14 protein-coding genes are annotated in these 13,021 nt (G+C 44.8%); 10 read left to right on the top strand and 4 right to left on the bottom strand.

Features of this window, described 5'->3' with window-relative positions; genetic code table 11:
• The first annotated feature begins 100 nt into the window (after positions 1-100).
• Together AC4EHJ_RS13700 and AC4EHJ_RS13695 are read left to right on the top strand one after the other, a co-directional pair.
• Complete coding sequence (locus AC4EHJ_RS13700; RefSeq protein WP_490976186.1) at positions 101-676, top strand: DUF1836 domain-containing protein; 576 nt, start codon at positions 101-103, stop codon at positions 674-676.
• Positions 673-1,119 carry a YaiI/YqxD family protein gene (locus AC4EHJ_RS13695; protein ID WP_490976185.1) on the top strand — a complete coding sequence of 149 codons (447 nt, stop codon included), beginning with the start codon at positions 673-675 and terminating at the stop codon, positions 1,117-1,119. Before AC4EHJ_RS13700 ends, AC4EHJ_RS13695 begins: the two co-directional genes overlap by 4 nt.
• A gap of 46 nt (positions 1,120-1,165) precedes the next feature.
• Here the strand turns inward: AC4EHJ_RS13695 and AC4EHJ_RS13690 are convergent, their stop codons facing one another.
• On the bottom strand, positions 1,166-2,272 hold the full coding sequence (locus AC4EHJ_RS13690; protein WP_490976184.1) for an S-layer homology domain-containing protein: 1,107 nt from the start codon (positions 2,270-2,272) through the stop codon (positions 1,166-1,168).
• Positions 2,273-2,398: 126 nt separating this feature from the next.
• Complete coding sequence (locus AC4EHJ_RS13685; RefSeq protein ID WP_490976183.1) at positions 2,399-3,259, bottom strand: glycerophosphodiester phosphodiesterase family protein; 861 nt, start codon at positions 3,257-3,259, stop codon at positions 2,399-2,401.
• 169 nt (positions 3,260-3,428) lie between these two features.
• Here AC4EHJ_RS13685 and AC4EHJ_RS13680 point away from each other — a divergent pair, with 169 nt between their 5' ends.
• The 6 genes from AC4EHJ_RS13680 (at position 3,429) to AC4EHJ_RS13655 (ending at position 8,437) form a co-directional block, all read left to right on the top strand.
• Complete coding sequence (locus tag AC4EHJ_RS13680; protein WP_490976182.1) at positions 3,429-3,710, top strand: hypothetical protein; 282 nt, start codon at positions 3,429-3,431, stop codon at positions 3,708-3,710.
• 160 nt (positions 3,711-3,870) lie between these two features.
• Positions 3,871-4,971, top strand: a complete 1,101-nt coding sequence (locus AC4EHJ_RS13675; protein WP_490976181.1) for an AI-2E family transporter — start codon at positions 3,871-3,873, stop codon at positions 4,969-4,971.
• Positions 4,972-5,079: 108 nt separating this feature from the next.
• Positions 5,080-5,865, top strand: a complete 786-nt coding sequence (locus AC4EHJ_RS13670; RefSeq protein ID WP_490976180.1) for a transporter substrate-binding domain-containing protein — start codon at positions 5,080-5,082, stop codon at positions 5,863-5,865.
• Positions 5,866-6,021: 156 nt separating this feature from the next.
• A complete protein-coding gene (locus AC4EHJ_RS13665; protein ID WP_490976179.1) occupies positions 6,022-6,666 on the top strand; it encodes an amino acid ABC transporter permease in 645 nt (214 codons plus the stop codon).
• Positions 6,663-7,391: an amino acid ABC transporter ATP-binding protein gene (locus tag AC4EHJ_RS13660; protein WP_490976178.1), complete on the top strand. Its 729-nt coding sequence runs from the start codon at positions 6,663-6,665 to the stop codon at positions 7,389-7,391. The genes AC4EHJ_RS13665 and AC4EHJ_RS13660 overlap by 4 nt, the downstream gene beginning before the upstream one ends.
• Positions 7,392-7,627: 236 nt before the next feature.
• Positions 7,628-8,437: a transporter substrate-binding domain-containing protein gene (locus tag AC4EHJ_RS13655; RefSeq protein ID WP_490976177.1), complete on the top strand. Its 810-nt coding sequence runs from the start codon at positions 7,628-7,630 to the stop codon at positions 8,435-8,437.
• Between the two features lie 53 nt (positions 8,438-8,490).
• Here the strand turns inward: AC4EHJ_RS13655 and AC4EHJ_RS13650 are convergent, their stop codons facing one another.
• On the bottom strand, positions 8,491-8,931 hold the full coding sequence (locus AC4EHJ_RS13650) for a peptidylprolyl isomerase (RefSeq protein ID WP_490976176.1): 441 nt from the start codon (positions 8,929-8,931) through the stop codon (positions 8,491-8,493).
• A 420-nt stretch (positions 8,932-9,351) separates the two neighbouring features.
• On the opposite strand from AC4EHJ_RS13650, the gene AC4EHJ_RS13645 reads away from it, so the two are divergent.
• Positions 9,352-10,341 (top strand): NAD(P)/FAD-dependent oxidoreductase, encoded by a 990-nt coding sequence (locus AC4EHJ_RS13645; RefSeq protein ID WP_490976175.1) that lies wholly within the window; start codon positions 9,352-9,354, stop codon positions 10,339-10,341.
• Positions 10,342-10,370: 29 nt separating this feature from the next.
• On the opposite strand, the gene AC4EHJ_RS13640 is transcribed toward AC4EHJ_RS13645, so the two are convergent.
• A complete protein-coding gene (locus tag AC4EHJ_RS13640) occupies positions 10,371-11,870 on the bottom strand; it encodes a BCCT family transporter (protein WP_490976174.1) in 1,500 nt (499 codons plus the stop codon).
• Between the two features lie 378 nt (positions 11,871-12,248).
• Here AC4EHJ_RS13640 and AC4EHJ_RS13635 point away from each other — a divergent pair, with 378 nt between their 5' ends.
• Complete coding sequence (locus AC4EHJ_RS13635; RefSeq protein WP_490976173.1) at positions 12,249-12,869, top strand: 3D domain-containing protein; 621 nt, start codon at positions 12,249-12,251, stop codon at positions 12,867-12,869.
• Positions 12,870-13,021: the final 152 nt, after the last annotated feature.

Raw genomic sequence — 13,021 nt, 5'->3', positions numbered from 1 at the left:
ATATAATGATACATTGATTTATTTATAAGGTCAAGTTTGGAGAATTTGAGATGATAGGGTAAAATTACGGTATCAAATAAAGCAACGAAGGTGAATGCGGATGCAGGAAAATGGGGAATGGCTGAACAGCCTGGCTTTAGAAAAACAGGTGTTGGCCGATGATATACCGAAAATCGAATTATACATTGATCAAGTGATCCAGCTTTTTGAAGAAATTTTCGCAGATGCTAAACGGAATAGCGAAGAAAAAATCTTAACAAAAACGATGATCAACAATTATGCCAAAGGAAAATTATTTTATCCGATTCAAAATAAAAAATATTCACGTAACCATATTATGTTAATCAGCTTGATTTATCAGATGAAAAGCGTATTATCCATCAACGATGTTAAGAAAGTGTTGGATGGCGTCAATGAAAAGGCCATGCAGAATGAATGGGATGTGGAAAGCTTTTATGCCAGCTTCCTGGAGCTTCAGCAAAGCAATGTGGAAATCTTCAAAGGCATTTTTCATAAACAGTCGGAAGAAGCGGAACACCAAGCCCGAGACATGGAGGATGCGGATGAGCTTAAAGAGGTATTGCTTATCGCATCACTCGTCCATACCAGCAACCTTTACCGTCGGGCAGCAGAAAAAATGGTCGATGAATTGGCGGAGCGGAGGAAACAGAAATGACAAAAGTGCTGATTGACGCTGACGGGTGCCCAGTCGTGGATTTGACAATAGCGGCAGCAAAGAGATTCGGGCTTCCGGTTTTGTTGATTTGCGACACGGCGCACATCATGCAGCGAGAAGGAGCAGAAACGGTCACTGTTTCAAAAGGCGCAGATGCGGTGGATTTCGTTTTGGTCAATAAAGTCGACAAAGGTGATATCGTCGTGACGCAGGATTACGGCTTAGCGGCCATGGTGCTTGCAAAAAGAGGAGTGCCAATCGACCAGAACGGCCGCATTTATTCCGATGAAAATATAGACCAACTTCTCCATGGGCGCCACATAGCAAAAAAAATCCGGCAGAGCGGCGGTCGCATGAAGGGCCCTAAAAAGCGCCGGCAGGAACATAATGATAATTTTGAACACGCATTGGCCGGGCTGCTCGAAAAAAGAGCGGGAGAATAAGAAAAGCGGACACAGCTTGATGCGCTGTGTCCGCTTTTGAATTTGGCTAAATGGTCCAGCGATTATTGACGATGGCGATTAAATGCCATTCGCCGCTGCAGTCTTTGGCAAAGACCATATTGAGGTTCTGCCAATCCATGAAATCATATTGCTGGGTGCCTGGGTAATAGAACTCGACGATGGTCGCCCCTGGGAAACGTTCATGGATCTGTTCCATCGTCATCGGCTGTTTGGTGATGCCGTAGCGTTCTTTTGCGGTGTAGGCGGCATCCATCAAATACTCATCGTAATATTGGGCCGGTGTCAATTCAATCGGAAAACCGCTTCCATCCTGATAACCCCATAAATACTCTTCCTTATCTTCCATGAAATTCGCGACTTCGGCTTTCGTGAAGGATATACCGCTGTCGTCACCCATGCAGCCGCCGCTATAAGGGCAGAAAACGATTCCTTCATCTGCGCTGACATAATCAGACACGTTTTCAAAGTTCTTGGCTTTTAAATCCGCCAATATGTCATTGGCATCATTCAGCAATTCGCGCTTCTCAGGAACAAAAGACGGTTCGAAGGCGCGCGCCAGGAATGCGGCAAAGTGAACGCGGCTAATGTTTTTGGCAGGCTTGAAAGTATGATTCGGATAGCCTTCCACTACACCAGCGAATTCCAGACGTGAAATCGCGTCAAAATAATTTTTACGCGGTTTGACATCTTTAAACGTGGTGTCCGGGGCATCGGCGAATTCAAAAGCCCGATCTAGCATTACTGCCGCCTGGCCGCGCGTCACAGGCGCATCCGGTTTGAACGTTTTATCAAGAAAGCCTTTGACAATCCCTGCTTCAACACCGGAAACAATAAAGCCGGAAGCTGAATGCGAGGCACTCACGTCTTTGAACGATGTGGCTCGCTGGGTTCCGTCAAGCTTCAATGCTTGGCCGATCATTGTGATGGCTTCAGCGCGTGTGACAGGATTATTGGGCCGGAACGTTCCATCCGGATAGCCGGTGACAATCCCCATTTCGTGTAAATAGATGACTTCGAACGCAAATGGATCGGTGGCGAAAAAGTCATCGAATGTTACAACCGCTTTGGCAGGAACCGAAAAAACACTGAATGCAAGGACGACAGCCGCTGCAATAGACAGGATGTTTTTCATGAAAATCCCTCCCTTATTTAAGTGAATTATATCATTAAAACTGAAAATTTATAACGTTAAAATGTATTTATTGATAATTATTTGACATTTAATAAATGCTCAATAAAAGATAGGGAAAAGCTGGAATCAGCTTTTGCCGGTCAATCGATGCTGCGCGTACGCGAGCGCTTTTTCAGGGTAATCGGTCTGGATCATATTAATGCCGCGGTCTAAAAGCCATCCCCACCCACGCTCGGGATCTATCAATGACAAGGCGTCGTTATGGCCAGCATTCTCGCCATCGTCCAATGAGTTGACCCATAGATTAGCGCGGTTTCTCATTTTTGACAGGACAGGTTCAGAAAGCACCACATCCGAATCGTGTTGAAAAAGGATTTCGATGGCCACGGGCGGAAAGCGTTCAAATAGCTCATCCAGCTGATCAAGGTTTTCGTTAGTGATGATGTGCATATAATGCACCGCTTTCTCACAAGAATGGAAAAACTCAAGGACTTCATCGACCGGCTGCCTGCTTTTAAGGAGCACATGATCGAATGCATCCGTCTGTTCAAGCGCCTCGTAAAGTTCAAAACGGTCATCCCAAGACTTGTCTGCGTTAATCATCGCTTTGCCTTTCACGAGTGACAGCACTTCATAAATGGTCGGAATTTGGCATTCCGTGAGCGCGGCATGCTTGCCCCCGGCTCCTTCTTTCAAACGCAATTGGCGGGCTTCGGTTAAAGTGAGGTCCGCAATCTTGCCGGTGCCATTTGTGGTGCGGTCGACTGTGTCGTCATGCATAATCACCACATGTCCGTCTTTTGTCTGCTGCAGATCCATTTCGATCAAATAGACATGGTGCTGGATGCAGTTGGCGAAAGCAATTAACGAATTCTCTGGCGCTTTTCCCCACATGCCGCGGTGGGCAGTCGCAAAGAAAGGGTGCTTTTTATGATAAAGAGCATAAAGAAATTGATTGTAATCGGTAAATCTTAACGACTCGCTCACGCATTTTCCCTCCTTTTTTTTATCTAAAATTAGTATACCCCCTGCTGGCTGCTAAGTACGCTCCATGTGCCCCCAAAATTTTTCTTCCGCAAAAACAGTTAAAAAGTTGTTTTCAGGGTATACAAACAAGAAGAAACGTTATTTAGCATTTTATTTGGAGGGATTTATTATGAGAAAATCAACATTGAATTCAGTTATTGGAAGCGCACTTGCGGCCGGAGCCGGCATTTTCGCTTTTAGAGCACTTCAGGAACGAAATAAATTGAATGTGCCAAAAGATATCGATATGAGAAATAGTTCAGAAGTTGATAAGCGCGAAAGTGTCATAGCCGATACAGACCCGGCTGAAAAAGGGCTTTCGCAATTGGATTCGGCTTACCGTGAAGAATGGCAGGCAAATGCTTTCCCTCAAACTCACCGTGAAATGAAAGAGTTAGAAGAAGACAAATGACAACGCAAAGAGCGAAAGCGGAAACGTAAAGCTTTCGCTCTTTTTTATGTTCTTTTTTAGGCATTCGCCGAAGCCGCAGCAATGCTATTATGGGAAAGAAAGTATATTTACCGATTCGCTGTACTGCGGAAAAGTTGCTAGAGGGAGAGGAACAGAAAGCATGTGGATTAAGAAACCTTTTTTTGAATATGCCACTGGCACATTGCTGGTGGTCGTCATCCTTTTTTTCCTTGGAAAAATCGACTACGCTATTTGGCCATTCCAAGTGGTGCTTACCACTATTTTTGCCCCGATTCTTATCGCTGGGCTGCTGTATTACCTGATCCGCCCTTTTTTACATTTATTGATGCGTTTTATCCCTAAGATTGCAGCCATTATTACGGTATTTTCGCTATTCATTTTAATCACATCTGCAGTCTTGTATTTTTTTGGTCCAACCATCAAAGAACAAGTGGCAAGCTTGGCAGAGCTCGCACCGGAAACAGTTGAAGAAATGACGGAGGAATCCGACAACGCAGTATCCAACTTCGAATTTTTAGGCTTTACAGGGTATGAGCTGAAAAGCAACGTGCTCGGTTACGCTGAAAAGTATTCCGATAATTTAATGAAAAATGCTATGGATGTCTTGACCGTTTTGATGAATGCTGCAATCGTCCTGATTGTGGTGCCATTCATCTTATTCTTTCTATTGAAAGACGATGACAAGCTTGTGCCGCATTTGATGAAATACGTGTCAGAAGACCATAAGCCGGAAGGGCGCAAAGTTTTGCGGGATATGGATGAAACTTTGTCGAATTACATTGTGAGCCAGGCGATTGTCGCGGCGGCAGTCGGTACGCTCATGTTCATCGGTTATTTGATCATCGATCTGGATTATGCGCTGTTGCTGGCGGTTTTTGCAATGCTTCTGACGATCGTTCCGTTTCTTGGTCCGATCATTGGAGTTGTGCCGGCACTGTTTGTCGCATTAATGAGCGGCGATCCATTAATCACAGCATTCAAGGTAATCTTGGTCCTGCTTGCTGTGCAGCAAATTGAAGGAAACTTAATCACGCCTAACATCATGGGCAGCCGGCTGAACATCCATCCGCTGACCATTATTCTCTTGCTGCTTATTGCCGCGGCGCTTTATGGTTTTATCGGCATCCTCATCGCAATTCCGCTGTACGCCGTTTTGAAAACGCTCGTTCATAATTTCCGCCTGTTCAACCGTCTGCGGAGAAAGCGTGCAATCTCGCAGAAAGTAGCAGGGAACGAGTAGGGAAAAAAATAGCATTGTTTAATTTCTTTGGAAGGTTCTGATAAGAAAGACTTTATGATATACTACATCTAGTATTTTAATAAATGAGACAAAGGGGGCACCAACAACATGAAGAAGTTTAGTTTACTGCTTGTTCTTCTGGCAACGATGCTTGTTATAGCAGCTTGCGGCTCAGACGATTCATCTGAAGGCTCAGGCGGCGGGGAAGGCTCAAGTGAAGAAAAGACTTATAAAGTAGGGATCGATACAACATATCCACCTTTTGAATTTGAAGAAGGCGGAGAATACACGGGGATTGATATTGATTTGATTAAGGCCATCTCGGAAAGCCAAGGATTTGCAATCCAGTTCGAACCAATGGATTTCGGCGGCATCATCCCGGCTCTTCAAGCAAACCAATTGGATGTGGCGATTGCCGGCATGAGCATCACGGATGAGCGTAAAAAAGTAGTGGATTTCTCGGATCCATACTTTGACGCAGGATTGTCATTGGTAGTCAGCAAAGACAATAACGACATTACGTCTTTGGAAGATTTAGAAGGCAAAACGGTAGCGGTGAAGAGCGGTACGACAGGCTCTAAATTCGCTATGGACAACGAATCGAAATATGGCTACACTGTAGCTCAATTCGAAGACAGTCCATCGATGTTCCAAGAAGTTTCAAACGGCAATGCCGATGTACTTCTTGAAGATTACCCGGTTATCGCTTATGCGATTTCTGAAAGCGGTTTAGACCTTAAAACTGCCGGAGAACGTTTGACAGGCGATCAATACGGAATTGCTGTATTGAAAGGCGAAAACGCTGATTTGCTTGAAAAAATCAATACGGGTCTTAAAGAACTTCGCGACAGCGGAGAATACGATGAAATTCTTAATAAATACATCGCCGAATAAATGGGTTACATGTGGCGCGCAGCAGCGCGCTGCATTTTTTTATCCGGTTTTATTGGCGAACTGTTGCCAAGATTTGATTGGATTAGCTGGAAATCTGCAGAGGTGAATCTACTTTCTGCCGATTAAAGTTTCTCTGTATATAAAGGAGACGTGGAAATGGATACGATTAGGAATGCCATGCCGTATTTGATGGAAGGATTGCAAGTTACGCTGTATATTTTCATAATTGCAATCATTCTTGGTTTTATTATTGGATTAATCGTGGCTTTGCTTCGCTTGGCCCCGTTCAAAATCCTAAACTGGATTGCGAAGTTCTTCGTTGATGCGATACGTGGAACGCCGTTTATCGTCCAGTTATTCTTCATTTATTTTGGTCTCAATTCACTTGGCTTTTTCTCGATGGACAATACAACGGCCGGGATTGTCACAGTGGCCATCAACGCTGGTGCTTATTTCTCGGAAATTATCCGTGCCGGCATCCAGTCTATTGACAGAGGGCAGACAGAAGCAGCGCGCTCGCTTGGATTGAACGCTACTCAAAATATGCGTTACATCATCTTGCCGCAGGCTTTCCGCCGGATGCTGCCGACCATTACAAACCAGGCAATCATTTCATTGAAGGACACCTCATTGCTGTCGGTTATCGGCATCGCCGATTTGACGCAGGAAGGGCGCATTCAAGCAAGCCAGACTTTTGAAGCCTTTACGATTTACTTGACCCTTGGAGTCATTTACTTCATTGTCATTTACTTGCTCTCAATGTTGGCAAGCTTTGCAGAAAGGAAGTTTGTATTGCGATGACTATGATCAGAGTGGAAAACTTAAAAAAATCCTTCGGAAAAATTGAAGTGCTGAAAGACATGAGCACAGTGATTGAAGAAAAAGAAGTGGTCTGCGTCATCGGTCCTTCCGGCTCCGGAAAAAGTACGTTTCTCCGCTGTCTGAACCGGCTTGAAGAAATTACTGGCGGGCATGTCTATATCGAAGGAACCGATATTACCGATCCGAAAGTGGACATCAATAAAGTCCGGCAGGATGTGGGCATGGTGTTCCAGCAATTCAACTTGTTCCCGCATAAGAGCGTATTGGAAAATATTACACTCGCACCGATGAAACTGAAGAAAAACGACAAAAAAGCCATTACCGAAAAAGCATATGAGCTACTCGATAAAGTCGGTTTACGTGAAAAAGCGAATGCCTACCCGGGCGAATTGTCAGGCGGCCAAAAGCAGCGCGTTGCAATTGCCCGCGCACTTGCGATGGACCCTAAAATAATGCTTTTTGACGAACCAACATCGGCGCTTGACCCGGAAATGGTCGGCGATGTCCTCGACGTTATGAAGCAACTGGCGGTCGAAGGGATGACGATGGTCATTGTCACGCACGAAATGGGTTTTGCCCGTGAAGTGGGCGATCGCGTCATGTTCATTGACGGCGGCTATATCGTGGAAGAGAACGTGCCAGCAGAATTGTTCGGCAACCCGCAACACGAACGCACTAAAGCGTTCCTAAGCAAAGTATTGTAAAAGCATGCCCAAACATGGGCATGCTTTTTTTATTTGGGAAAGCGCAAAAAGCGTATTTTCGCTCTTATAGGGCGTATTTATCCGTAAACAGAGCGTATTTGACTGACAATAAAGCGTATAATGCATCATGCTTCACAAGTATAAATTTCCAGGTAAATTAATCAAAAAAGTGTTAATTATCAGATAAATGTGTTAAATTTAGAAGGTACATAATGGTACGATGAGAGGTGAGAAAAATGAAAAAGATCAGTTTTTTACTGCTTTTTTTTACACTGATTCTTATCGTAGGAGCGTGCGCACAGCAGAACGGAGAATCTGAAGAAGAAGGAGGAGAAGGTGAGGGAGAAAGCGGAAGTGCAGAACAAGGAGTATATACAGTAGGCATTGATACCAGTTATCCGCCTTTCGAATTTCAAGTTGGCGGGGAATACCAAGGGATTGACATCGAATTGATTAAAGCGATTGCGGAAAGCCAGGGGTTTGAAATTCAATTCCGTCCGATGGATTTTGTAGGAATCATTCCGGCAATGGAAGAAGGCACGATTGATTTGGCAATCGCAGGGATGAGCATTACGGACGAACGAAAAGAGATTCTGGATTTCTCGGAGCCTTATTTTGATGCAGGATTAACGTTGGTTACGGCTCAGGACAATAGCGAAATTGAAACATTGGAAGATTTGGATGGGAAAACCATTGCTGTTAAGAGCGGGACGACTGGGTCAAAATTTGTTGGTGAAAACCGTGAGAAGTACGGCTATCGAATTTCTTATTTTGAGGATAGTCCTTCAATGTTCCTGGAATTGGCAAACGGGAATGCAGATGCTTTTGTAGAAGATTACCCTGTGATTGCTTATGCAATTTCCAAACGGGATCTTGAACTGAAAACGGTCGGAGAACGCTTGAACGATGAAAAGTACGGCATTGCAGTCTTAAAAGGGCAAAATGGCGAACTGCTGGAACAAATTAATGAAGGCCTGCAGCAATTGAAAGATGACGGCACGTACGACGATATTGTGAATAAATATATCAAGAACTTAGAAAAGTGAAGAGCGATCAAAAAAACCCGGTTTGGATTTATATCCAAACCGGGTTTCCTGTTTTATTCTTCGTCGAAGACGTGGACTTTCGTCATTTTAGCGCCGTTTTTCATTGCTTTTGCTGTTTCAAGGCCTGAAGTCACTTGGCCAAAAACAGTATGGACTCCGTCCAAATGCGGTTGTGGTGCATGGACGATGAAGAATTGGCTTGAACCTGTATCTTTACCAGCATGTGCCATTGAAAGGCTGCCTGCTTGGTGCTTATGCGAGTTTCCTTCAGTTTCACATTTGATGTTCTTGCCGCTGCCGCCTGCGCCAGTTCCAGTAGGGTCTCCGCCTTGGGAAACGAAACCAGGAATTACGCGGTGGAAAGTTACGTCGTTATAAAAACCAGAGTTTGCAAGATCCTCGAAGTTTTTAACTGTGTTTGGTGCTTCGTTCGGGAAAAGTTCGAATTCGATTACTTCGCCATTTTCCATGTGGATATGTCCTTTTTTCGTCATTTACAACATCTCCTTTTCAATTTGTACATTCCCAAGTATATCGATTTTTCTCCTGTCTGTATAATCATATGGCTATTTCAGGGATTTCAGCATGCTGTCGTCAATAAGGAGAGATTGGCCTGTCAGGCAAGTGTATGCGGAAGAGGCGGGAAAAACTACCGCTTTTGCAAATTCCTCCGGTTCGCCGCGCTTTTCTCCACAATTTCTTCCGGCACGGCATGTTGCTTGTTTGATGCAAGCTAATTGAGTTGTATAACGCGGCCAGAGCCGAGCATATTATTGGCCAGTATAAGGAAAAAACAGCAGGAATGCTGGTGATAAAATCCGCATATCGCCATAATTTCAATCATTAGTCTGATTGCGTGAAATAGGGCATAATATGATAGGATATAATTATTGAGCAGATTAGGAGTGTTATACATGGCAGAACGCGAAATTTTTGATATTACGATTATCGGCGGCGGTCCGACCGGATTGTTTGCTTCCTTTTACGGCGGCATGCGCAAAATGAAAGTGAAGATCATTGATAGTTTACCTCAGCTTGGCGGGCAGCTGACAGAGCTGTATCCTGATAAATTTATCTATGATGTTGGCGGGTTTCCGAAAGTATTGGCCAAGGATCTTGTGGATAGCTTGGTGGTCCAGGCGAATTATGGCGATCCTACAATTTGTCTGGAAGAGACAGTTTCCACTGTCGAACGTCTGGAAGAAGATTATTTTGAAATCTCGACCGATAAAGATGTCCATTTTACAAAAGCAGTATTGCTGACTGCCGGAGTCGGAGCTTTCCAGCCGCGCAAGATTGGCGTGGATGGTTCAGAACCTTTTGAAGGAAAAACCCTTCATTACGGAGTCAAAGATCTGACATTGTTCAGCGGCAAGAAAGTCGTAGTTCTGGGCGGCGGCGATTCTGCGGTCGACTGGGCAATGATGCTGGAAGATGTAGCGTCACATGTTACATTAAGCCACCGACGGGAAAAGATGACTGCCCATGAAGCGAATATCGACACATTGCTCGCTTCCAAAGTGGAAGTCAAAAAACCGTATGGCGTAAAAGAATTGGTTGGCGAAAATGGCCATCTCCGTGAACTTGTCCTTGTCGACAAAGAAGGCAACGAAGAGCGCATCGAAGCTGATCATGTTATCGTCAATTACGGCAATATTACATCCCTCGGCCCAATCAAGGAATGGGGCATGGAGATGGAGAAGAACTCTGTCGTAGTAAATTCGAAAATGGAGACGAGTATTCCAGGAATTTATGCAGCCGGCGATATTGCCACGTATGAAGGTAAAGTGAAATTGATCGCAGTAGGGTTCGGAGAAGCGCCGACAGCTATCAACAACGCGAAAGCCTACCTGGATCCGAAATCGAAAATCCAGCCTCTCCACAGCACAAGCGTATTTAAATAAAAAAAAATCAGCCGCGATGGCTGATTTTTTTATGTCCGTTTGCGTTTTTTGATGAGCGGATCCTTTTGGATGACTTTAAAGAATGAAGCGCCCATCAGTAAGATGACAATCGAGAAGGGCAGGGCCGCAATGATCAAAGCGTTTTGCAATCCTTGCGTACCGCCTGTGTAAAGGACGATTGCGGCAACAGCCGCTTGGATGAGGCCCCATGTGATTTTAACAAGGTTAGGCGGATTCAGCATGCCGCCGGTTGTCTGCATGCCGAGCACGAATGTAGCAGAATCTGCCGAAGTAATGAAGAAGATGGCGATGACGAATAAGGTGATGAACGCCATCAATGTACCAAGCGGATAATGCTGTAGCATGCCGAATGTCGCTGTTTCAAGGCTGTACTCGGAAATTTTGGCAATATTATTTTCTTCAAGGTTCAATGCCGATACGCCGAATACTGCGAAAAAGATAAAGCAGACCAACGACGGCACGAACAGCACGCCGACCATGAATTCTTTGATGGTGCGTCCTCTAGAAATGCGGGCGATGAAAATGCCGACAAATGGCGCCCATGAAATCCACCACGCCCAGTAGAAGACCGTCCAGGCGTTAACCCATCCGCGTCTTTCTTCATTGTTTGGCTCTATGTTGAAACTCATGTCGAAGAAATTGGTCATGTAGCCGCCGAGTGCGGCTGTGAACGAGTTGAGAATATAAAGGGTCGGTCCGGCAAACAGCATCAGCAATAGCAGGATGATGGCCAGCACCATATTAATGTTACTCAAGTATTTGATGCCGCGTCCGATTCCGGACCACGCGGATCCGATGAATAGGATTGTCGAGACTCCCAGGATGAGAAGCTGGAAAGCGAATGTGTTCGGCGTACCGAAAAGGAACGACAGGCCTTCATTCAATTGGGCTGTCCCGAACCCAAGCGTAGAAGCGACGCCAATGACTGTCGCAAAGACCGCCAAGATATCCACTAGTTTGCCAGGGATGCCAGCCATCGCTTTGTGTCCGAACAAAGGTGTCAACGTCGCGCTGATCAACCCCGGAGCGCCATTGTGGAATTTGAAATAGGCGAGTACCAATGCCACGATTCCGTATACTGCCCAGGCGTGGATGCCCCAGTGGAAGAAAGAGAACTGAAGCGCTTCTGAAACGGCTTCTGGCGATCCGACTTCAGAGCGCGGGGCGCTAATGAAAGCGTGGGATATAGGCTCTGCAGTAGTCCAGAACACCAATCCCATTCCCATGCCCGCGCTGAACAGCATGGCGAACCAAGATGGCAAAGAAAACTCAGGCTCCTCATCCGGTTTGCCAAGCTTGATGTTCGCGTAGCGGGAAAAAATCATATAAATGCAGAACGCCAATATTAGGAACACGGTGACCAGGTAATACCAGCCGAACGTTTCGGAAATAGCAGCTGTCAGATTTCCAGTTGTTTCATTAAAGCCCTCAGGCGTGATAAACCCCCAAACTACAAAGCTTAGACAAAGCGCAAGGGAAACCCAGAAAACGATTGTCACTTTTTTCATTTTTCTTCCCCCTTTATTCTTGAAGTATATAAGTTGAACTAAAGATTTTGGTTATGGATGCGGAGTAAAAATAGCAGACACCAATAAGCTTTTTTATTTCTTCAAGTACTTACCCAGCGGAGCCGTGCCCAAATCGATGTTCACTAAGTTCCATCTTTAGTTCAATCCATATAAATATCTTAAACATTAGATTGTTCCCTCTCTTACATCCCCTAAACTATATTTTATCTAAAATGAATTTTCTGCTTCATTACAGACTGTAATATATATCACTTTTACGTAACGCAATTGATATTTTATATCCGACGTTCTGTCATCGTTCTGAAATGCTCAGGTGTTATGATGCTATTTGTTAGTGAAAAGGAGGAATTTCATTTTATGAAGAAGCAAATCGTTACACTAACTGCAATCGCAGTATTAAGTGTAGGCGCAGCAAGCACAGCTAGCGCTCATTCATCGTATACAGTAGAGTCAGGTGATACTCTTTGGGGTATCTCACAGAAAAATAACGTAACAGTTGATCAATTAATGGGTTGGAACGGACTGTCTTCCGATTTAATCTTCCCAGGACAAGATTTCACATTAGAAGCGGGTAATGCAGCGCCTAAACAAGCATCTGCACCAGCAGCAGCACCAGCTAAAGCTCCAGTGCAAGCATCTGCACCGGCAGCAGCACAAGCAGCACCTGCTCCAGCAACTCAGCAAGCCGGCAAAGAAATGACAGTTTCAGCTACGGCTTACACTGCATATTGCGCAGGATGCTCAGGAACAACTGCTACAGGGCAAGACTTGCGTTCTAATCCGAACCAAAAAGTGATTGCCGTAGACCCGACTGTTATCCCACTAGGCTCTAAAGTTTGGGTTGAAGGATACGGAACTGCTATTGCAGGCGACACAGGCGGCGCGATTAAAGGCAATAAGATTGATGTATTCATTCCATCTCAAAGCGCAGCACTTGATTGGGGCCGTAAAAACATCACAATCAAAGTTCTAGACTAATATTTATAGCTATACAGCCGAGGTGAATCTTCCCTTGGCTTTTTATATGCAAAAAATACCCCTTACGAACCGCATCGGAAAGCTAGATGAAAATCTGCTTTCGGAATCGCAGTGCGTGAAGGGGTATTTTTTTAATATAGATATCAAATAAT

This window comes from Planococcus sp. TJ-301, assembly GCF_058268475.1.
This window is presented reverse-complemented; position numbering and strand designations above follow the sequence as displayed.